Annotated in this window: 16 protein-coding genes; 14 read left to right on the top strand and 2 right to left on the bottom strand. The window is 69.4% G+C overall.

Translation table 11 applies throughout. The annotated features are described in order from the left end of the window. Positions 1–28 precede the first annotated feature (28 nt). From QCZ28_RS07520 to QCZ28_RS07495, 6 genes are all read left to right on the top strand, one after another. Positions 29–982 carry a sugar ABC transporter permease gene (locus QCZ28_RS07520; protein ID WP_279515876.1) on the top strand — a complete coding sequence of 318 codons (954 nt, stop codon included), beginning with the start codon at positions 29–31 and terminating at the stop codon, positions 980–982. Next, positions 979–1,809 carry a carbohydrate ABC transporter permease gene (locus tag QCZ28_RS07515; RefSeq protein WP_030330610.1) on the top strand — a complete coding sequence of 277 codons (831 nt, stop codon included), beginning with the start codon at positions 979–981 and terminating at the stop codon, positions 1,807–1,809. The genes QCZ28_RS07520 and QCZ28_RS07515 overlap by 4 nt, the downstream gene beginning before the upstream one ends. An 8-nt stretch (positions 1,810–1,817) precedes the next feature. Then, positions 1,818–2,999 carry a mandelate racemase/muconate lactonizing enzyme family protein gene (locus QCZ28_RS07510; protein ID WP_279515875.1) on the top strand — a complete coding sequence of 394 codons (1,182 nt, stop codon included), beginning with the start codon at positions 1,818–1,820 and terminating at the stop codon, positions 2,997–2,999. Beyond that, positions 2,996–4,204: a fumarylacetoacetate hydrolase family protein gene (locus QCZ28_RS07505; RefSeq protein ID WP_279515874.1), complete on the top strand. Its 1,209-nt coding sequence runs from the start codon at positions 2,996–2,998 to the stop codon at positions 4,202–4,204. The genes QCZ28_RS07510 and QCZ28_RS07505 overlap by 4 nt, the downstream gene beginning before the upstream one ends. Further along, on the top strand, positions 4,201–5,718 hold the full coding sequence (locus QCZ28_RS07500) for an aldehyde dehydrogenase family protein (protein ID WP_279515873.1): 1,518 nt from the start codon (positions 4,201–4,203) through the stop codon (positions 5,716–5,718). Before QCZ28_RS07505 ends, QCZ28_RS07500 begins: the two co-directional genes overlap by 4 nt. Positions 5,719–6,049: 331 nt before the next feature. Beyond that, positions 6,050–7,630 (top strand): alpha/beta hydrolase-fold protein, encoded by a 1,581-nt coding sequence (locus QCZ28_RS07495; protein WP_279515872.1) that lies wholly within the window; start codon positions 6,050–6,052, stop codon positions 7,628–7,630. Positions 7,631–7,728: 98 nt separating this feature from the next. Here the strand turns inward: QCZ28_RS07495 and QCZ28_RS07490 are convergent, their stop codons facing one another. Then, a complete protein-coding gene (locus QCZ28_RS07490; RefSeq protein WP_279515871.1) occupies positions 7,729–9,252 on the bottom strand; it encodes an alpha-N-arabinofuranosidase in 1,524 nt (507 codons plus the stop codon). Between the two features lie 248 nt (positions 9,253–9,500). Between QCZ28_RS07490 and QCZ28_RS07485 the strand changes: the two genes are divergently transcribed. The 8 genes from QCZ28_RS07485 to QCZ28_RS07450 all read left to right on the top strand — a co-directional run bounded on the left by QCZ28_RS07485 (position 9,501) and on the right by QCZ28_RS07450 (position 21,718). Further along, a complete protein-coding gene (locus QCZ28_RS07485) occupies positions 9,501–11,873 on the top strand; it encodes a glycoside hydrolase family 3 N-terminal domain-containing protein (protein ID WP_279515870.1) in 2,373 nt (790 codons plus the stop codon). A 235-nt stretch (positions 11,874–12,108) separates the two neighbouring features. Beyond that, positions 12,109–13,104 carry a LacI family DNA-binding transcriptional regulator gene (locus tag QCZ28_RS07480; RefSeq protein ID WP_279515869.1) on the top strand — a complete coding sequence of 332 codons (996 nt, stop codon included), beginning with the start codon at positions 12,109–12,111 and terminating at the stop codon, positions 13,102–13,104. A gap of 213 nt (positions 13,105–13,317) precedes the next feature. Next, positions 13,318–15,459, top strand: a complete 2,142-nt coding sequence (locus QCZ28_RS07475; protein WP_279515868.1) for an alpha/beta hydrolase-fold protein — start codon at positions 13,318–13,320, stop codon at positions 15,457–15,459. 102 nt (positions 15,460–15,561) lie between these two features. Further along, positions 15,562–16,902, top strand: coding sequence for an extracellular solute-binding protein (locus QCZ28_RS07470; protein WP_279515867.1), 1,341 nt, complete (start codon positions 15,562–15,564; stop codon positions 16,900–16,902). 76 nt (positions 16,903–16,978) lie between these two features. Further along, positions 16,979–17,920, top strand: a complete 942-nt coding sequence (locus tag QCZ28_RS07465) for a sugar ABC transporter permease (RefSeq protein ID WP_279515866.1) — start codon at positions 16,979–16,981, stop codon at positions 17,918–17,920. Beyond that, on the top strand, positions 17,920–18,804 hold the full coding sequence (locus QCZ28_RS07460; RefSeq protein WP_279515865.1) for a carbohydrate ABC transporter permease: 885 nt from the start codon (positions 17,920–17,922) through the stop codon (positions 18,802–18,804). The genes QCZ28_RS07465 and QCZ28_RS07460 overlap by 1 nt, the downstream gene beginning before the upstream one ends. 81 nt (positions 18,805–18,885) lie before the next feature. Next, on the top strand, positions 18,886–20,613 hold the full coding sequence (locus QCZ28_RS07455; RefSeq protein WP_279515864.1) for a dihydroxy-acid dehydratase: 1,728 nt from the start codon (positions 18,886–18,888) through the stop codon (positions 20,611–20,613). Positions 20,614–20,725: 112 nt separating this feature from the next. Further along, positions 20,726–21,718, top strand: a complete 993-nt coding sequence (locus QCZ28_RS07450; protein WP_030330588.1) for a LacI family DNA-binding transcriptional regulator — start codon at positions 20,726–20,728, stop codon at positions 21,716–21,718. 75 nt (positions 21,719–21,793) lie between these two features. On the opposite strand, the gene QCZ28_RS07445 is transcribed toward QCZ28_RS07450, so the two are convergent. Beyond that, the coding region (locus QCZ28_RS07445) for a glycoside hydrolase family 30 beta sandwich domain-containing protein (RefSeq protein WP_279515863.1) at positions 21,794–22,173 on the bottom strand (380 nt) is incomplete at its 5' end.

Genomic DNA, 22,173 nt, shown 5'->3' with positions numbered 1-22,173 from the left:
GCGTCCTTCCCCAGAAGGATCGAACCCGATGACTGTGGTCGAGCAGACCGGAGCACCGAAGACAACATCCCCAGGCCGGGCCCGGCGTCGGCCCAGCCCCCTGGGTAGCAAGTGGACGCCGTACCTGTTCCTGGCCCCCGCCGCGCTGTTCATCCTCGTCTTCCAGGCGGTACCCCTGCTCCAGGAGGTGTACCTCAGCTTCACCAGGACGAGGCTGCTCAATCCCACCCGCAGCGAGTGGGTCGGGCTCGACAACTACAACCGGATCTTCGGTGACCCCGAGTTCCACCGCACCCTGCTGATCACCGTCGTCTACGTGATCACCTGCGTCGTCGTCGCGATCGGCGCCGGGCTGGTCGTCGCGCTGCTGCTCAACAAGAGGTTCCGGGGCCGTGGCGTGGCGCGGGCGCTGGTGACGGTGCCCTGGGCCGCCCCCGGTATCGCCGTCGCGCTCATCGCCACCTGGATGCTCAACGCGCAGTACGGCATCGTGAACCGCTTCCTCGACGCCGTGGGGCTCGGGGTGCCCGGCGGCGCCATCCTGGACAGCCCGCGCTACGCGCTCCCGGCGGTGCTCGCCACGACGATCTGGCAGCTGTTCCCGTTCACCTCCGTGGTGCTGCTCTCCGCGCTGCAGTCCGTTCCGCAGGACCTCAACGAGGCCGCGACCGTCGACGGCGCGGGACGGTGGGCCACCTTCCGCGCGGTCACCTGGCAGGTCATCAAGCCGACAGTCGGCCTGCTGGCCCTGCTGATGACGATTTGGTCGTTGCGGCGGTTCGAGCTGATCTGGCTGATGACCAAGGGCGGGCCGGTCGGTGCCACCGAGACGCTCGTCATCGACCTCTACTCGCAGGCGTTCGACTCCAAGGAACTGGGATCGGCGGCGGCCATCGGCATGGTCGGCGTCGTCATCTCGCTCATCGTCATCATCGGCAGCCGCCTGGTCGCCCGTGCCGTGGAGAAGGGGGACGTCCGATGAGGCGCTTCCGTTTCGGTGTCACCGCACGGATCGTCGCCGTGCTCGTCGTGCTGGGTGTCGCGGTGTTCCCGCTGTACTGGATGTTCGTCACGGCGTTGTCCAGCAACAGCGACCTCTTCGCCGACCAGCCCCGGCTCACGCCGGACCTCGGCCAGTTCGGGGTCTTCGTGGACGCGCTGGCCGAGGGCAAGGCCGCCGGTTGGCTGCTCAACAGCCTGATCATCGCCGTCGGCACCATGGTCGTCTCCGTCGGCCTGGGCATCCCGCTCGGCTACGCGCTGTCCCGGTTCTCGTTCTGGGGCAAGGCCGTGCTGACCGTCGTGCTGCTGTTCACGCAGATGCTTCCCGAGGCGCTCATGGTCGTCCCGCTGTTCGCGCTGTTCCGCCGCTTCGAACTGCTCGACTCGCTGACCGGCCTCGTCCTGGTGAACTCTGCCTTCGTGCTGCCGATCGTCGCCCTGATCCTCAAGGGCGCCATCGACGGCATCCCGAAGGAGTTGGAGGAAGCCGCCCGCGCCGACGGCGCCCGGCCGTTCACCACCCTCACCCGCATCAACGTGCCGCTCATCGCCCCGTCGATCGCGGCCACCGCGGTCATCGCCTTCTTCCACGCCTGGAACGAGTACGTGTTCGCGGTGACCTTCATCTTCAACCCCGACCTGCAACCCGCCTCCGTCGGCATCGCGAACTTCATCGGCGAGCTGGGAACACCGATCCAGACGGTGATGGCCGTCGCCTTCCTGTTCACACTGCCCGCCGTCGCCTTCTACCTGTTGGTCCAGAAGTACGTGGTGTCCGGCATGACCGCCGGTGCGGTGAAGGGTTGAGCCGAACGATGAAGATCATCTCTGTCGACACGCTGGTCGTCGACTTCTACCGCACGAACCTCGTCATCGTGCGCGTGCACACCGACGAGGGGATCACCGGGCTCGGTGAGGCCACCCTGGAGGGCAAGGAACGCGCCGTCCAGGGTGCGATCGCCGAGCTGTCCGAGGCGGTGGTGGGCCTGGATCCCACCAGCATCTCGAAGATCCTCTACGAGACCGCGCGGGACTGGTACTGGCGCGGCGGCCCGGTCATCATGACCGCGTTGAGCTCGCTGGAGATGGCCCTGTGGGACATCTCGGCGCGTGAGCTGGGCGTCCCGGTCTCCCGGCTGCTCGGCGGTGCGACCCGGGACCGGGTCCGCGCGTACGCGAACGGTTGGTTCTCCGGCGCCGTCACACCGGAGGACTATGCGGCCGCCGCGCGCCGGACGGTGGAGTCCGGATTCCGGGGACTCAAGTGGGACCCGTTCGAGAACTACGACCTCACCATCACCACCGCACAGTTGGACCGGGTGCTGGCCCAGATCGACGCCGTCCGTCAGGCGGTGGGCCGCGATGTCGAACTCTTCGTCGAGGGGCACGGCCGCTTCGACGTCCGCCACGCCATCAAGGTCGCCAACGAGATCGCCCAGTTCGACCCGGTGTGGTTCGAGGAGCCGTGCCCACCCGACAATCTCGACGCGCTCGTCGACATCCGTCGCGCGTCGCCGGTGCCGATCGCGGCGGGGGAGCGGTGGTACGGCCGGCAGGACTTCGCCCCGGCGCTGGCCCGCCAGGCCGTCGACTTCGTCCAGCCCGACGTGACGCACGCCGGTGGGATCGCCGAGCTGGCCTTCATCTCCACGCTCGCCGCGACCAGCTACGTGGGGTTCGCGCCGCACAACCCGAGCGGTCCCCTCAGCACCGCCGCGACGCTGCAACTCGGGGCGACGCTGCCCAACTTCCGGTACCTGGAGATCATGGCGACCGACGTGCCGTGGCGCCCGGAGATCACCAACGAGCGGCTGGTGCTGACCGAGGACGGCGACATCCTCATCCCGACCGGGGTCGGCCTGGGCATCGAGGTGGATCTCGCCGCGATCGAGCAGCACCCGTTCACACCCCATCCGCTACGGATGTTCCAGGACGCCGTCTACGACATCCGTCCCCGCGACGAGCGGTCCTTCTTCAACCTGGAGAGCGACTCATGACGGTGCCACGGCCGCGAGGGCAGGCCGCGGGTGCGGACTGGGTCGGCACCGCCGCCGAGGCGTTGCCGGACGACCCCGACAGCGTCCTCATCGGCCGGATCTGGGATCCGACCGGCGACGGTCCCTCGCCGGTGACCGTCCGCGACGGCGAGGTCATCGACCTCAGCCACCGGTTCCCGACCGTGCGCGACATCTGCGAGCTGCCCGACCCGGCCGCGGCGGTCGCCGGGACCGACGGGCCGAGGGTGGGTGACTTCGGGGAGATACTGGCCAACACGGCGGCCGCGACCCGGGACCGCGACCACCCCTGGTTGCTCGCCCCGGTCGACCTCCAGGCGCTCAAGGCCGCCGGCGTGACCTTCCCCATCTCCATGATCGAACGGGTGATCGAGGAACGGGCGCGGGGAGACCTCGCGCTGGCGGCGGACATCCGTCAGCGCATGCTCGACGACGTCGGCGTCGACCTGCACAACCTGGCGGCGGGCTCACCGGAGGCGGACCGGCTCAAGAGCCTGCTGGTGGCCGAGGGCATGTGGAGCCAGTACCTGGAGGTGGGGATCGGTCCGGACGCCGAGATCTTCACCAAGGGACAGATACTCTCCGCCGTCGGCACCGCCGTCCCGGTCGGCGTGCTCGCCGCCTCGACATGGAACAACCCGGAGCCCGAGGTCACGCTCATCGTCCAGTCCAGCGGCCGGGTCGTCGGCGCCACCCTCGGCAACGACGTGAACCTGCGCGACATCGAGGGCCGCTCGGCGCTCCTGCTCCCGCTGGCGAAGGACAACAACGCCTCCTGCGCCCTCGGCCCCCTGATCCGGCTCTTCGACGACCGGTTCGGCATGGATCGGGTCCGCGAACTCGAGGTGCGACTGGAGGTTCGCGGTGTGGACGGCTTCCACCTGGAGGCGGTCTCGGAGATGACCCGGATGTCGCGTGATCCGCAGGAGTTGGTCCGGCAGCTGATCGGGCCACACCACCACTATCCCGACGGCGCCGCCCTGATGCTCGGCACCATGTTCGCGCCCATCCAGGACCGGGACCGCCCCGGCGAGGGCTTCACCCACAAGGTCGACGACGTGGTACGGATCAGCTGCCCGGCGCTCGGCACCCTGGTCAACCGGGTGCGGCACGCGGAGGAGTGCGAGCCCTGGCACTTCGGAGTCCGCGATCTGATGGGCAATCTGGTGAGGAGAGGACTGCTGTGAACGTGGTCAGCACTGTCGATCCGCGCGACGGTCAGCGTCGCGCGACGGATCTCAGCGAGACCGACGAGTCTCGGCTGGAGGTGATCGCCGGTCAGGCGTCCGGGGCGGCGCAGTGGTTGGCCGCCCGCGGGCGGGTCGGCCGCGCGGAGTTGCTGGACGCGATCGCCGCGTCGCTGGAGTCCCGGCGGGCGGACCTGGTCGCCGCCGCGGAGGCGGAAACCGGGCTGAGCCACGCGCGACTCGACGGGGAACTCACCCGGGCGGCGGTCCAGTTCCGGATGTTCGGCGATGTGCTGCGTGACGGAGCGTACGTCGAGGCGGCCATCGACCACGCCGCCGACACACCGCTCGGGCGAGGCCCGGACCTGCGGCGGATGCTCGTGCCGCTCGGGCCGGTCGCCGTCTTCGGGGCCAGCAACTTCCCGTTCGCCTTCTCGGTCGCCGGAGGTGACACGGCCGCCGCGCTCGCCGCCGGGTGCCCGACGATCCTGAAGGCCCACCCGTCGCACCCGCTGACCTCGCAGGCCTCCGCCGCCGCGATCGAGTCGGCCGTCCGCGACCTCGGCGGGCCCGAGGGCGTCATCTCGATCGTCTACGGCGAGCAGGCGGGCCGCTCGCTGGTGCGCCACCCGGCGATCCGGGCGGCCGCCCTGACCGGCTCGGTCGGCGCCGCCCGCGCCATCCAGGCGGCCATCGACGAACGGCCCGACCCCATCCCGCTGTACGCCGAACTGAGCAGCGTGAACCCGATCGTGGTGCTGCCCGACGCGGCCGGCGCCCGGGCGGACCAGATCGCGGAAGGGCTGTTCGGGTCCTTCACGAACTCGGGCGGTCAGCTGTGCACCAAGCCCGGCCTGGCGTTCGTCCCGTCGGATCAGGGTGGTGACCGTCTGGTCGACGCGCTGCGGTCGAGGGTCGACTCGTCGGGCGGCGCGGTCCTGCTCAACGAGCGCATCCGGGACGCGTACGAGAGTCGGGCCACGGAGTTCGAGCGGGCCGGCGCGCGGGTGGCGGCGCGGCCGCAGGTCGACCGCGGCGCGGGCTTCACCGTGGCGCCGACCCTGCTGGAGGTCGGCCTCTCCGGCCTGACCGCCGAGATCGCCGACGAGTGCTTCGGACCGCTCCTGGTCGTGGTCCGCTACGACGACGACGCCGACCTCGACGCCGCGCTGAACGCCGTCCCGCCGTCGCTGACCGGCTCGCTGCACAGTGGACCGGGCGACGACCCCGACGTGGTACGCCGCCTCGTCGACGTGTTCGCCGCCCGCGCCGGTCGCGTCGTCTTCGACGGCTACCCCACCGGTGTCCGGGTGTCGTGGGCCCAGCACCACGGTGGGCCCTGGCCGTCGACGAACGCCGTGCACACGTCGGTCGGCGCCACGTCGATCCGACGGTTCCTGCGCCCGCTGGCGTGGCAGGACGCCCCGGCCTGGGTCCTGCCCGAGGAGTTGCGCGACGAGTACACCGCCATTTCCCGGCGAATCGACGGGAGGTTGGTGCCGGCGGCCGGGTAACCGACCCCGCCGGTCGTTGCGGGTGCGTATTCGCGCCACCTGTGGCTGGCGCGCGAATTCCTTGCCGAAATTGACCAGACAGGGAATTCGCGCGCCGGTCGTTCTGGCGCCGTAGAAGTGTGCCCAAATTGTTTGTGGCGCAATTTATCTGATCCGGGTTCACGGACCCTTCTTGACCATCAATACAATTCATGGTTTTGTTTTCGACAGGGAACGATGTTAGCGCTCGCATCGCTGCATCGCTCGTTACTGGTATCCCTTCGCCTCACCATCGAATGGTCGGTCGGCCGCTCGGTCGCGGTCTGACCAGACGCCGAAGAGGGAGCAGGACATGCCCGTTGCACCCCGTCCCCTGATGCCGGCACCGACGCGCCGGCTGATGCTCGCGCTGCTCGCCGCCATCACCATCACGGCCGGCACGGTCGCCGCCCCGGCGGCCTCGGCCGCACCGCCGGCGCCGCCCGCGTCGCTGGGCCCGACAGTCACCCGCACCGACCAGGCCCCCACCGGCTACACAGTCACCTTCCGGTACCAGGCGCCCGCAGATGTCCAGCAGGTCCACATCTACGGCGACTGGTTCTACTCCCGACCGGAGAACATCGGCTGCCAGGACTGCGGCGACGCGCGCCCGCCCACCGAGTGGCAGCCGGGCGACGTCGCGGCCACCCCGTGGCACACCCAGGCCATGCGGAAGGGGCCCGACGGGGTGTGGACCTTCACCACCCCACTGCCGGCGGGCACTTTCCGCTACGCGTTCACCCACGACTGCGCCAACGAGCTCGCCACCGGCTGTGCCCTGCACGACGACCCCGCCAACCGCTGGCAGATCCAGCCGCAGTACCCGGGAGCGCCCGGCGCGGTACGCAGCACGATCTACGTCCCGGCCAGCCGGAAGTTCCCCACGTACGACACCGGTTACCAGGCGCCGGCGGCCAAGGTCGGCCGGCTGGAGTCCCGGCGGTACGCCTCGCCACTGTCGACCAACCCGGCCGGAGTGCACGACATCGTGGTCTACCTGCCGCACGGCTACGACCCGAACCGGGCGACGCCGTACCCGACGCTCTACCTGAGCCACGGCAGCGGTGACCACTCGACCGCTTGGACGATGCAGGGCGTGGCCCACCTGATCCTGGAGAACGCGGTCAAGGACCGGGCGGCGCAGCCGATGGTGATCGTCTCCACCGACTTCAACGGCCTCCCCGGTGGCAACGAGGGCTACGTCAACGAGCTGCGCGACAACATCTTCCCGTACGTCGAGCAGAACTACCACGTGTCGACCCGGGCGCAGGACCGCGCCTTCGCCGGCTTCTCCGCCGGTGGCAGCCGGGCGTACACCATCATGTACAACCACACCGACCTGTTCGGCTACCACGCGGCGTGGAGTGCGGGCGGCCCGGCGGCCACCCCGGCGCAGGTCGACAGCATGAAGGCGGTGACCGGTGGCATCATGATCGGCACCGGGCTCCAGGACCGGCTGGGCAACATCGCCGAGAACTCCCAACGCAACGCCGCCGCGCTGCGGGCGGCCGGCGTCGAGTTGGACGAGTACAACGTGCCGGGCGTGCACACCTGGCACGTCTGGCGTCCGCTGTTGGACCACTACCTGCGTACCCTGGCCTTCCGGGCCACCACCACCGATCTCGACGTCACCACGTCGTCGGCGGGCGGGTCGCGCCAGACGAAGGTCACCGCGACCGCGACCGTCGACGCGGTCAGCACCAGCGCGTCGGCACCGGCCGGCCGGGTCGACTTCTTCGCTGGTGACACGCGCCTCGGGTCGGCCCCGGTGCGCCACGGCGTCGCCCGGTTGACGACGACCGTCCACGGTGAGCTGGACGCGCCGGTGGTCGCCCGCTACCAGGGCGACAAGCTCTTCAACGACTCGCACAGCGATCCGGTCGACGCCCGGTAGTCCCCGGCTCGACCCCGTACTCCCTGTGGTGGGGAAGCCCCGGCCGCGCACCCCTGGTGAAGCCAGGATGTGCGCGGCCGGGGTGCTTCCTCAGCCGATCACGCGGTGGTGTCGGTGGCGCGCAGCCGCAGCATGGTCCAGGACGCCTGCGGCAGGGTCAGCCCGACGCTGGCGTCGGCGCCGCGTGCCGTGCCGTTGGGGCGCGGTGCGGCGTGGTCCGGACCGTCGGCGGTGTTCTTGGCGTGCAGGTCGGTGCCGCCGACGGTGACGCACTCGATGATGTCGGTGACCTGGGCGCCGGCGACGTCGATGGTCACCTCGGCCGGTGTGTCGAGGGCGCGGTTGACCAGGAAGACGGTCATCTCCCCGGTGCTGTCGTCCCAGGTGGAGACCGCGTCGACCGCGTCGACCTCGCCGTAGCGGCCGGTGGTCGTCGTGCTGCCGTCGCGCAGCACGTCCAGCACGGCGCCCTGGGCGTGCCGGGCGGTGCGGGCGAAGGGGTGGAAGATGGTCTGCCGCCAGGCCGAGCCGCCCGGCTCGGTCATGATCGGTGCGATGACGTTGACAAGTTGGGCCTGGCAGGCCGCTGTCACCCGGTCACTGTGCCGGAGCAGGCTGATCAGCAGGCCACCGACGACGACCGCGTCGGCCACGCTGTAGTGATCCTCCAGCAGCGGCGGCGCGACCGGCCAGTCCTCGCCGCTCGGGGGCGTGGACGGGGCGGCGGACTGGTACCACACGTTCCACTCGTCGAACGCGATCATGATCTTCTTGGTCGACCGGCGGATCGCGCCCACCGAGTCGGCGATGGCGGTGACGGCGTCGATGTACCTGTCCATCTCCTCGGCCGAGGCGAGGAAGCTGGCCAGGTCGTCGTCGACCGGCTGGTAGTAGGCGTGCAGCGAGATCAGGTCGACGTCGTCGTACGCCTCGGTCAGCACGTCACGCTCCCAGCTGCCGAAGGTCGGCATACCGAGGTGTGAGGAGCCGCAGGCGACGAGTTCGAGATCGGGGTCGAAGCGGCGCATGGCCTTCGCGGTCTGCGCCGCGAGACGCCCGTACTCGGTCGCGCTTCGCTGGCCCACCTGCCACGGGCCGTCCATCTCGTTGCCCAGGCACCACAGCTTGATCCCGTACGGGTCGGTGGCGCCGTTGTCGCGGCGCTGGTCGGCGAGGTGACTTCCGCCGCGGTGGTTGGCGTACTCCAGCAGGTCGACGGCCTCGGCGGTGCCCCGGGTGCCGAGGTTGACCGCCATGATCGGGTCCAGGCCGGCCTTGCCGACCCAGCGCATGAACTCGTCGAGCCCGAACGCGTTGGTCTCCAGGCTGTGCCAGGCGAGGTCGAGCCTCGTCGGTCGTTTGTCGACCGGGCCCACGCCGTCCTCCCAGCGGTAGGAGGAGACGAAGTTGCCGCCCGGATAGCGCACCGTGGTGACGCCCAACTCGCGCACCAGTTCGAGGACGTCGCCCCGGAAGCCGTCGGCGTCGGCCCTCGGGTGGCCCGGCTCGTAGATTCCGGTGTAGACGCAGCGACCCAGGTGCTCGACGAACGTGCCGAAGAGCCGGCGTGGCACGGGCGCGACGCGTCGGCGGGGGTCCAGGGTCAGGCGGGCCGTGTTCACGACGTGCTCCGGCGCGCTGTCGGGGTGGGTGTTCAGGGCTGGCTCCCTTCGTGCGCGGTACGACGCGGAGTCCTACTACCCGAGCGCCGAGACCGAGGGGTGGTGGAGGCGGTGTGAGCTCTGGACAACGTGATCGCGCTCGATTACGTTGTCGATCGATGTAAACGTTACCGATTACGTTTACGTAAGGGAACACGGCGCCTGGATCAATGTCGGAACGAGCTTGTCGCGGTGATGGGGGTGACCGGGTGACCAGTGTTGAGCCGGCGATCGAGGCGACCTACGCCGACGCGAACGCGCCCGTCGACGAACGGGTGTCGGATCTGTTGGCCCGGATGACCCGCGAGGAGAAACTCGCGCAACTGGGCAGCACGTGGGCGTTCACCCTGTTGGAGAGCGGGCGGTTCGCACCGCAGCGGGCCCGGTCGATCCTGGCGCACGGCCTGGGGCACGTGACCCGCGTCGCGGGCGCGACCAGCCTGAAGGCGGCGCAGGTGGCCCGGGCCGCCAACGCCATCCAGCGGTTCCTGGTGACCGAGACCCGGCTGGGGATCCCGGCGATCGTGCACGAGGAGGTCTGCTCGGGGGTGATGGCCCGCGAGGCGACCATCTTTCCGCAGGCGATCGGCGTCGCGAGCACCTGGGAGCCCGAGCTCAACCGGCAGATGGCCGATGCCGTCCGCGCCCAGATGCGCGCCATGGGCAGCCACCAGGGCCTCTCGCCGGTGCTGGACGTGGCGCGCGACCCACGGTGGGGCCGGACGGAGGAGACCTACGGCGAGGACCCGTACCTGGTGTCCCGGATGGGGGTGGCGTTCGTCCGGGGCCTGCAGGGCGTCGACCTGGCCGACGGTGTGCTCGCCACCGCCAAGCACTTCGTCGGGTACGGGGCGTCCGAGGGTGGGTTGAACTGGGCGCCGGCGCACCTGCCGCCGCGGCTGCTGCGCGAGGTGTACCTGTACCCGTTCGAGGCGGCGGTCCGCGAGGGCGGGCTCCAGTCGGTGATGGCCGGCTACCACGAGCTCGACGGCGTCCCCTGCCACGGCAACCAGGAGCTGCTCGCCGACGTGCTCCGTGGCCAGTGGGGCTTCACGGGCAGCGTGGTCTCCGACTACTTCGCCGTCAACGACCTGCACACGTACCACCACTTCGCCCCGGACAAGCAGCAGGCCGCCGCGGTGGGTCTCGGCGCGGGCGTGGACGTCGAACTGCCGGCGACGGACGCCTACGCCGACGCCCTCAGTCGCGCCCTGGACGCCGGCGAGGTCAGCGAGGCCCAACTCGACGAGGCGGTCTCGCGGGTCCTTCGGCACAAGGTCGAACTCGGGCTCTTCGAGAACCCGTACGTCGACGAGGACGCGGCCACGACGACGGTGAACGCCGAACGGCACCGGGACGTGGCGCTGGAGATCGCCCGCCGCAGCCTCGTCCTGCTCAAGAACGACGGCGTCCTGCCGCTGCTCGCCGAGGCCGGAACCGTCGCGCTCATCGGCCCGAACGCGGACAACGCCCGGCATCTGCTCGGTGACTACTCGTTCGTGGCCCACATCGAGGCGTTGATCGCCGCGCGCAAGCGGCGCGGGTTGCTCGGCGAGATGATGACGATCCCGGACGACCTGGAGATCGACGAGAGCATCGGCGGGGTGCCGACGGTGCGCGACGAGCTCGCGGCGCGGCTCGGCGAGCGGCTGCGCTTCGCCCCGGGCTGCGACGTGCTCGATCCGTCGACGGAGGGGTTCGCCGAGGCGGTCGCGGTGGCTGCGGCAGCCGACGTCGCGGTGCTGGTCCTGGGGGACCGCTCGGGGGTGACACTCGGGACCACCACGGGGGAGTCGCGCGACCGCTCCAGTCTGGACCTGCCGGGCGTGCAGGAAGAGCTGGTCCGGGCCGTCGTCGCCACCGGTACGCCCGTCGTGGCGGTGCTCGTCGCGGGCCGACCCGTTGGCACTGACGTCCTGCACGAGGAGTGCGCCGCGGTGCTGATGGCGTGGCTGCCGGGGGAGACCGGGGCGCGGGCGATCGCCGAGGTGCTTCTCGGCGAGGTGAATCCGAGCGGGAAGCTGCCCATCTCGTACCCCCGTAGTGTGGGCCAGATCCCCGTCTTCTACGGCCACAAGGTCTCCGGCGGGCGGTCGCACTGGCACGGCGACTACGTGGATTCGCCGGTCGCCCCGCGCTACGTCTTCGGCCACGGCCTCGGGTACACCTCGTTCGCCATCGACGACGCCGTGGTGGAGAGCGCGCAGGTCCCCGCCGGGGACAGCGTCGGGGTCGAGGTCACGGTCACCAACAGCGGACAGCGGGCGGGGGAGCAGGTCGTGCAGCTCTACGTCCGGGACCCGCAGGCGACGATCACCCGGCCGGTACTGGAGCTGAAGGCCTTCGCCCGTGTCGCGCTGCCCGCCGGTGGACGGGCGGCGGTGCGGTTCGCGCTCCCCACCGGCCAGCTCGGTTTCTACGACCGGAGCATGGCCTACGCGGTGGAGACCGGGCAGATCGAGGTGTACGTCGGTTTCTCGGCCGCCGACCACACCCACGCCGGCACCTTTGTCATCACCGCGGACCCGGGCCAGCCGACGCCGAAGGTCTTTACCGGGACGGCAGAAGTTCGACAGCTGTGATCGCTCACCCGATCCCGGGAATGGTTCTTGACGCAGCGTGCCGTCCCGTTGTCAACGAGTAGAAGCAGCGCGGAAAACGGGGGCTCAGGGGCCTCTTCCGCACTGTCGACTATGGGCGAAGAGGTCTTGTGTTCGTAATCGTTCTCCGTTACGTTGGCAACATCCTGGAAACGTAACCGATAACGATTGCAGTCCAGAGAGAGCGGGCATGATTGAAGCCAATGCGCCGGTAACAATGAGTGATGTCGCCCGAGTCGCCGGCGTTTCCACCGCCACCGTCTCGCGCGTCGTCAACGGTCATTACGGCGTCAGCGCTCGCACGGTCGCTCAGGTTCGATCCGCCATCGACCAGCTCGGCTACGAGTCGAGTCTGGTGGCCAGCAGCCTTCGGCGCAGCCGCACCAACGTTCTGGGTCTCGTCGCGCACAGCTTCCAGTCGTACACGGCAGAGGTGCTCAAGGGCGTCATGAAGGCCCTCAGCCGCTCCGGCTTCGATCTGATCATCTACGCCAACAGCGACCTCTACGGCTCCTATTCGGAGGGCTGGGAGCAGCGGCACCTCACCCGACTGTCCGGCACCCTCACCGACGGGTGCATCGTCGTCACGCCCTGGGGTGAGGTCCGCAGCCGCACGCCGGTCGTGGCCATCGACCCGGTGCGGGGCTCGACGGCGCCGTCGGTGATGGCCGACAACCTCGCGGGCGCCACCACCGCTGTCGAGCACCTGCTCGGGCTGGGCCACCGGCGCATCGGGTTCATCGCCGGGCGCGACAGTCTGGCCTCGGCCTGGTCGCGGGAGGAGGGATACCGGGCCGCGCTGACCGCCGCCGGCGTGTCGGTCGACCCGTCGCTGATCGGTCGAGGGGATTTCAACCCGGAGTCGGCGACCCCCCTGGCGCGGGTCCTGCTGCAACGACCGGACCCACCATCGGCGATCTTCGCGGCGAGCGACGGGATGGCCCTCAAGGTCCTCGAGGTCGCCCGGGAGTTGGGGTTCTCCGTGCCGGGGGATCTGTCCGTCGTCGGGTTCGACAACATTCCCGAGTCGGCGTCGACCGAGCCGGGGCTGACCACTGTGGACCAGTCGATGTACCAGCTCGGGTACGAAGCCGCCCGGATGCTGAAGTCACTGGTGACCGGCGAGTGGGACGAGCCACGCCAGATCGTGCTCCCGACCAGCCTCGTCGTGCGCGACTCGACCGCACCACCGACGAGCGCGGCACGACCATGACATCCGCCCATGGGCGCGCACGCCTGATCGCTCCCGACAGAGCGATCAGGTCGGCTGTGCCCGTGGCAGCAGCCTGAAGGAGGTGCACGCAGCACACACGGCCAGATCCACCGTTGAGTTGAGCCGGTCAGTCGGGTCGCATCCGCTGCCGGCACATGAAAGGAGTGGAGCGTGACTACCGAACAGTATCATGGGCGCTTACGCCGTCCGGGCGTGCGTCGACGGCTCTCGGCGGCGTTCACCGCCGGGGTCATCGCCACCGCGGCGGTTCTCCTCGCGCCGCAGCCGGCGGCGGCGGACACGCCGTGGCTGGACGTCTCCGAGGACCGATACGCCTCGTTCACCGTCCCGGCGGCGTACGTCCAGGAGAAGCTGGGCACCGTCTCGCAGGTCGTCGTCGAGGGTAACTTCGGGCCGTCCGCCAGCTGGGCGGAGTTCGGTCTGACCCGCCGAGGTGACGTCTGGTCGGGCGTTCTCGGCGCGCTGGAGCCCGGGCTGTACAACTACCAGCTCACCGCCGACGACACCTTGACCATCAAGGACCCGACGAACAGCGCCGGTGTCGCGTCCGACCCGCTGCTGAGCACCTTCCTCGTCGCTGGTGACTCGGCGCGGTGGCTCGTCGACGCGCCAGCGGGCACCGGCGGCAAGATCGAGACACTGACCTACCGCACCGGGAACGCGCAGCGCTCCGCGGTGGTCTGGACACCACCGGGTTACGCGGCCAAGGGTCCGAAGGGTTACCCGGCGCTCTTCCTGCAGTCGGGTGCCGGTGTCGCCGCCACCGACTGGCTCGATCTCGGTCGGTCCAAGCAGATCCTCGACAACCTCTCGGCCTCGGGCGCGATGAGCCCGATGGTCGTGGTGATGAACAACGCCGACGTTTCCAACGCCAAGGAGGTGAAGGACCTCCGCAAGGCGGTCACCGACACCTACCGGGTCCTTCGCGACCCGGCGCACCAGGCGATCGCGGGTGTGTCCGACGGTGGCACGCAGGCGTTGCGGGCCGCGCTCACCAAGCCGGGCCAGTTCGGTCACGTCGGCTGGTTCTCGGGCAGCTCGGCTCCGGAGATCGACCGGAAGGACGCCAGGGCGATCAACCGTAGCGTCAAGCTGCTGCGCCTGTACACGGGCAACGTCACCGACCCCGCGTACAACGCCACCTACCGGCTGACGAAGGCGCTGGACCGCGCCGACGTCCGGTTCGAGTTCGACGGGGTCAACCCGGACGGCGGCGCGAACTGGACCACCTGGCAGGAGAACCTCGTCGACTTCCTGCCGCGACTGTTCCGCGACGTGCGGGACCACGGGCCGAGCCCCGGTCACCAGCCGCTCAAGCGGGAGTTCACGCCACCGCCGGCCGGCACCACCCCGACGCCCTTCGTCACCGAGGACGGGTTCGTCACCTTCGAGACGACCACCGAATTCACCGCCGCCCAGCACGTCACGGTCTGGGCGAACGTCGCGCCGGGCGGCAGCTGGCTGCGGCTGCCGCTGCACCGCGACGGTGACCGGTGGCGGGCGACGGTGGGTCCACTGAAGCCCTGGTTCTACTACTACCGGCTGATCGTGGACCGGGTCGCGGTCAAGGACACCTCCAACCCGACGAAGGTGACCACCGAACCGATGTGGAGCACCTTCTTCATCCCCGGGCCCGGCGCTCGACTGCTGTCGGACGTGCCCGCCGGTCAGGGCGGAACTGTCGAGAGCATGACCTACTCCAGCACCGTGGCCGGTCAGGACCGCACCGCGCTGGTATGGACCCCACCGGGGTACGACCCCGGCCGGGAGCAGCCGTACCCCGTCCTCTACCTGCAGCACGGTGGCGGCCAGAACTACACCGACTGGGTCGAGATGGGCCGGGCCAAGCAGATCCTCGACCACCAGTTCCTCGACGGCGACCTCACGCCCATGGTGGTCGTGATGGGCAACGGCAACTCCTCGAACTTCAACCGGGAGTTGCGGGAGAACATCGTCCCGACGGCCCGTTCCCGCTACCACATCTCCAGCGACCCGTCCCAACAGGCCCTCGCCGGCCTGTCGATGGGCGGCGGGCAGGCGTTCGGGGTGCTGAAGGCCTACCCGGGCGAGTTCGCCTACGTGGCGGCGTTCTCGGCCGGGTTCGGCAGCAGCACCGGCGTCGACGCGGCGGCGATCAACAACGGCACCAGGATGTTGCGCCTGTACGTCGGTGACCAGACCGACTTCGTCTACCCGAGCTTCATGGCCTCGCTGACCACGATGGACAGCCTCGGTATCCGCTACGAGTTCGACGGGGTCACTCCCGGGCCGCACGGCTGGGACGTGTGGCAGAAGAACCTCATCGACCTGGCGCCGCGTCTGTTCAAGCGCTAGGAGCCGTTCCAGGCGACGCCACCGGGAGCAGGTTTCCTGCCCCGGTGGCGCCCGCCACGGCACGGCCGCCCCCCGCACCGCCACCCGAAGGGAACCACCTCAATGAAGAGAAGACGGATACTCGCCACGGTTGCCATGCTCGCGGTCGGGACCGGCCTCGCGGCCTGCTCCTCCGACGAGGGCGGCAGCGACGCGAGCAATTGCACGAACACCATCACCAAGAAGGACCTGCCGGTCGTGACGATGTGGGGTTGGTACCCCAACACCCAACTCGTCGTCGACAACTTCAACGAGCTGAACAACGAGGTGCAGGTCTGCTGGACCAACGTCGGGCAGGGCGGGGACGAGTACGACAAGTTCCAGACGGCCATCTCGGCGGGCACCGGGGCGCCCGACGTGATCATGGTCGAGGCGGACCGCATCCCGACCTTCCAGATCCAGGGCGCGCTCGTCGACATCAAGAAGTACGGCTACGACGCGGTCAAGGCCAACTACAGCGAGGGTGCCTGGAAGGACGTGTCGGTCGGTGACGCGGTCTACGGCGTCCCGGTCGACGGCGGCCCGATGGGCATGATCTACCGCAAGGACATCTTCGACAAGTACAAGATCACGCCGCCGAAGACCTGGGCCGAGTACGAGCAGGCCGCGCAGAAGGTCAAGGACGCCGGTGGTCCGCTCTTCGGGGACTTCGGCGCGAACGTCCCGGCGGTCCTGATGGCGCTCCAGATCCAGAAGGGCGCCACGCCCTTCACGTCCGATCCGGCGCAGCCGAACGCCATCGGTGTGAAGCTCAACGACCAGGCGTCCAAGGACGTGCTGGACTACTGGGGTGGCCTGGCCAAGAAGGGCCTGGTCGGCACGCAGAACCAGTTCACCCCGGAGTACATCTCCGGCGTGATCAACGGCAACTACGCGACGTACATCTCGGCGGCGTGGGCACCCGGCTACCTCACCGGCGCGGGCGTCGGCAAGGGCCAGGACACCGGCAAGTTCGCGGTGGCGCCGCTGCCGCAGTGGGACCCGGCCAACCCGGTGCAGGTGAACTGGGGCGGGTCGGCGTTCTCGGTGACCAAGCAGGCGAAGAAGCCGGAACTGGCCGCGAAGGTCGCCTACGGGCTCTACGCCGACAAGGAGTCGCTCACCGACGGCTGGACCAACCAGATCATCTTCCCGCTGAACCTCACGGCGCTCAAGGATCCCGCCTTCGTCGACCTGAAGGTGGCGTTCTTCGGCGGCCAGCAGGCGAACAAGGAGGTCTACGTCCCGGCCGCCGACGCCTACCAGGGCGTCCAGTACGCCCCCTTCGGCCAGTACTACCTCGACGCCATGGAAAAGCAGGTCAGCGAGGTCATCAAGGGGTCCATCACCGGATCGCAGGCTGCCGACCGGCTCCAGGAGGACGTGTCGAAGTACGCCAAGGAACAAGGCTTCACCGTTCAGTGACCGGCTGGGTGGGCCGCGCCGGCACCGCTCGGCCGGCCCACCCTCCCCCCTCAGCGTCCACGTCCCGGAGACCACAATGACATCGCTGACCGAGAAGCGCGCAGCGCGTACGCAGCCTGAGACGCGCACGATCCGTGGCAAGGTACACCTTCGCGAGCACCTGATGGGATGGCTCTTCGTCGGGCCGTTCGGGGTCGTGTTCCTGGCGTTCCTCATCGCGCCGCTGGCGTACGCGCTGTATCTCAGCCTCTTCCAGAAGAAGCTGATCGGCGGCACCAGCTTCGTCCTCTTCGACAACTACGTGAAGGCGTTCACCGACCCGAGCTTCCTGTCCGGGGCGTGGTTCGTCGTCCGCTTCTCGCTGGTCTCGATCCCGGTGCAGATCATCATCGCGCTCGCGATGGCGCTCATCCTCGACTCGGTGACCACTCTGTTCGCCCGCTTCTCCCGGCTCATGATCTTTCTTCCGTACGCGATCCCGACGGTCATCGGCGCGGTGATGTGGGGGTTCCTCTACAGCCGGGGCTTCGGCCCGCTCACCGACATCTTCGGGCTCTTCGGCGCCACCGCTCCCGACTTCCTGAGCAGCGACCTGATCTTCTACGGGCTGCTCAACGTCGTCACCTGGCAGTGGGCCGGCTACTACATGATCATCCTGTACGCCGCCCTGCAGGGCGTCGATCCGACGCTCTACGAGGCGGCCCGGATGGACGGCGCCGGGCGGTGGCAGATCGCGACGCGGATCAAGATCCCGCTGATCGCGCCGGCGCTGATCCTGATCCTGGTCTTCTCGCTCATCGGCACCCTGCAGTTCTTCAACGAACCGCAGATCCTGCGTTACCTCGCCGCAGGCACGATCGGCTCGGACTTCACCCCGAACATGTACGCGTACCAGCAGGCGTTCTCCCTCGCCAACTTCAACTACGGGTCCGCGATCTCCTTCGCCCTCGGCGGGATCGTGTTCATCTGCGTGTACGCCTTCCTGTTCTTCACCCGCAAGCGGAGGAGCTTCCTCTGATGACCGACCACACGAGCGTCCGCGCAGGCGCCCGCCGACCGCAGCGCTACCTCCCGATGCAGATCCTGCTCGGCTTCCTGGTGATCTACTTCCTCGTACCGTTCTGGTGGGTCATCGTCAACAGTTCCAAGGACGCGCCGGGCCTGTTCGGCGGCGGCAACACCCTCTGGTTCACCGACCAGATCGACTACCTCGGCAACCTCAGGCAGCTCTTCACCTACGACGGTGGCATCTACCTGCGGTGGATCCTCAACTCCACCCTGTACGCCATCGCCGGCGGAGTCGGCGCCACGGTCCTGGCGGTCATGGCCGGCTACGGGTTCGCCAAGTACCGGTTCGCGGCCCGGCGCTTCAGCTTCGCCGTCGTGCTCGGCGCGCTGATGGTGCCCGCCACCGCCCTGGTCATCCCGACCTTCATCATGTTCTCCCGGCTCGGCCTGACGAACACGGTCTGGGCGGTGATCCTCCCGTCGCTGCTCAACCCGTTCGGCGTCTACCTGATGCACGTGTACGCGCGCGACGCCGTACCCGACGAGCTCCTGGACGCGGCACGGGTCGACGGTGCGGGGGAGCTGCGGACGTTCTTCCAGATCGCCCTTCCGCTGATGCGTCCCGCGGTGGTCACCGTGCTGCTGCTGTCAGCGGTGGCGTCCTGGAACAACTACTTCCTGCCCCTGGCCATGCTCTCCGACAACCGGCTCTTCCCGGTCACCGTGGGCCTCGGCCTCTGGCAGGGAATCGCGTCGGCGAACAACGCGGGAACCACCTCGCTGTGGAGCCTCATCATCCTGGGCTCCCTGGTGTCGGTGATCCCACTGATCATCGCGTTCTTCAGCCTCCAACGACACTGGCGCGGCGGCCTGTCCGTCGGAGGTCTCCGGTAGGCCACGCCACCAGCCAACGCACCACACGCGCATGGATCGCCGCACTGGACGCGGCCGGACGGATGACAGAGAGGTGTGCTGATGTCGACGACGAATCGACCGCTGCGCAGCGGGGAGTGGTTCGGTGCGGAGGGCCGCAACGGGTTCATCCACCGGTCCTGGATGCGCAACCAGGGTTTCGCTGACGACGTGTTCGACGGTCGCCCGGTGATCGGCATCGCCACCACCTGGTCGGAGCTGACGCCCTGCAACGCCCACCTGCGCGACCTGGCCGAATCGGTGAAGCGGGGGGTGTGGGAGAGCGGTGGCCTGCCGCTGGAGTTTCCGGCGATGAGCCTGGGCGAGCCGCTCATGCGACCCACGACCATGCTCTACCGCAACCTGCTGGCGATGGAGTTGGAGGAGTCGGTCCGCGCCAACCCGCTCGACGGGGTGGTCCTGCTCTCCGGCTGTGACAAGACCACCCCCGGTCTGCTGATGGGAGCGGCGAGCGTCGACCTGCCGACCCTGATGTTGACCGGCGGTCCGATGCTCAACGGCAAGTTCCGGGGCCAGGACATCGGCTCGGGCACCGTCGTGTGGCGCTTCACCGAGGAGATGCGGGCCGGCCGGATGACCGCTGCCGACTGCTCCGAGGCGGAGGTCGGCATGTCCCGCAGCCGGGGTCACTGCATGACCATGGGTACCGCCTCCACGATGGCCTGCGTGACCGAGGCGTTGGGCGTGCAACTGCCGGGGGCGGCCGCCGTGCCGGCGGTCGACTCGCGGCGGTACGCGCTCGCGCACGCCGCCGGACGCCGGATCGTCGCCATGGTCGAACAGGACCAGCGGTTGTCCTCCGTGCTCACCAGGCAGGCTTTCGAGAACGCGGTACGGGTCAACGCCGCGATCGGCGGCTCCACCAACGCGGTCGTCCACCTGCTCGCGATCGCCGGACGCCTCGGCGTCCCGCTGTCGTTGGCGGACTTCGACACGCTCACCGCCGACGTGCCGATGCTCGTCAACCTGATGCCGTCGGGGACGTACCTGATGGAGGACTTCGCCTACGCGGGCGGCCTGCCGGTGGTGATGAAGGAGTTGGCCCCGCTGCTGCACATGGACCACGTCACCGTCAGCGGCAGGAGCGTGGCGGAGAACGTCGACGGCGCCCAGTGCTGGAACCGGGACGTCATCGGCACTCTGGAGGAGCCGTTCCAGCCCGCCGGCTCGGGCACCGTGGTGCTGCGCGGGTCGCTCGCGCCGTCCGGTGCGGTGTTGAAGGTCTCCGCCGCCTCCGCGAACCTCCTCACGCACACCGGCCCGGCGCTGGTCTTCGACCGGATCGAGGAGTACGTCGCCGCCGCCGACGACCCGGACCTCGACGTCACCCCCGACACGGTGATCGTCGTCCGCAACGCCGGCCCACGGGGTTACCCCGGCTTCCCGGAGGTGGGCAACGTGCCCATGCCACGACGACTGCTCGCCGACGGCATCACGGACATGGTGCGGATCTCCGACGCCCGGATGAGCGGTACCGGCTACGGCACCTGCATCCTGCACGTGGCACCGGAGGCGTCAGTCGGTGGCCCGCTCGCGCTGGTCCGTACCGGTGACCTGATCTCCGTCGATGTCCCTACGCGCCGGCTGGATCTCCTGGTCCACGACGGGGAACTGGCCCAGCGCCGCGCCGCCTGGCAGCCTCCGCAGCCGGTGGCCGACCGGGGTTGGGTACGGCTGTACAGCGAACACGTCCTGCAGGCGGACAGTGGCGCCGACCTCGACTTTCTCGTCGGTGGCAGCGGCAGCGCGGTGCCCCGTCACTCACACTGACGACCACGGACGGACGAGGTCCACGAGGAACTGATCCCATGGAAGAACGGACGGCCCGCCAGTGCGAGTTCACGCAAAGGCCGCTGTGACAGCGGCCGACCGGCCACCGGTCATGGCCGACGTCGCTCGCCTGGCGGGCGTGTCACACCAGACGGTGTCCCGGGTCATCAACGGGGCACCCAGCATCAGGCGCGAGACGCGGGAACGGGTCCTGGAGGCCATCCGTCGGCTCGACTACCGCCCCAACACGGCCGCCCGTGCGTTGGTGCGCGGGCGGTCCGGGATGATCGGCATCATCGGCACGGCCCGGACGCTGTTCGGCCCGACGAGCATCCACCGCAGCGTCGAGGACGCCGCCCGCGCGGCCGGCTACTTCGCCACCTCGGTGAGCCTCTCCGAGGTGACGGTACGGGCGCTCAGCGACGCCACCGAACACCTCATGCGCGTCGGCGTGGAGGGCGTCGTGATGATCGCCGGCAACGACGAGGCTCTCGAGGTGGTGCGGATGACGCGCTCGAGTGTCCCCTTCGTCGTGGTGGAGGGCGACCTGTCCCGGGCGAGCGTGACGGTCGGTGTCGACCAGGTGCTCGGTGCCCGGATGGCCACCGAACACCTCCTCGACCTCGGGCACCGGGAGATCGTGCACGTGAGTGGCCCGCTCAACTGGGCCGAGGCCCGCGCCCGCCTCACGGGTTGGCGTCAGGCGATGAGCGCGGCGGGCCTGCGCCCGCCGGAGCCGGTCGAGGGCGACTGGCGGGCGCACAGCGGCTACGTCGCCGGGCTGCGGATCGGTGCGATGCGCGCGACCACCGCGGTGTTCGCCGCCAACGACCAGATGGCCATCGGCGTGCTGCGTGCGCTGCACGAGCGCGGCCGTCGGGTGCCACACGACATCTCCGTCGTCGGATTCGACGACGTCCCCGAGGCGCCCTACCTCATCCCGCCGTTGACGACGGTCCAGCAGGATTTCGACGCTGTCGGTCGTCGGGCCATCACCGCTGTCACCCAGGCCATCGACGACACGGTGCCGCAGCGCCTGCCGCTGGTCGTCCCCAAGCTCGTGGTGCGGCAGAGCACGGCGCCGCCGGCCGGGGCCGGCGGCTGACCCGCGCGGGCTACGCGATCGGGCGGGAGCCCCGGCCTGCGGCCGGGGCTCCCGAGACGACGATCGTCCAGGTGCTCAGAGGGTGAACACCACTGTGGAGATGCTGCGTGCGCCGACGTTGATGGTGGCCTGAGGGCCGTTGACGGTGGTTGGTTGGCTGGCCGCGTTGGTGTTTTGCGAGGTGAGGTAGTGCTCGGCCCGGGTGACGTTCTGTGGTGCCTGGATCACGGCGTTGTTGACCGCGCTGTTGGAGCGGTTGAGGATGACCAGGGTGATCTTCCCGTCGCCCTGGTAGGCGGTCACCTCCAGTGGCGAGGCTTTCGTGCTTTTGGTCAGGGCGATCCGCTGGTAGCCGGGGCGTACGTACTTGGCGTACTGGGAGAAGGCGTAGCCGCGTTTGAGGGGGGCGCCGGCGACGGTGCCGTAGGCGGACTCGCCGTCACCGATGAAGGAGT

It is taken from the genome of Micromonospora sp. DH14, from assembly GCF_029809455.1.
GTDB lineage: Bacteria > Actinomycetota > Actinomycetes > Mycobacteriales > Micromonosporaceae > Micromonospora > Micromonospora parva.
Note: the sequence above shows the minus strand (reverse complement) of the source record. Positions and strands in the feature narration are given on the sequence as shown.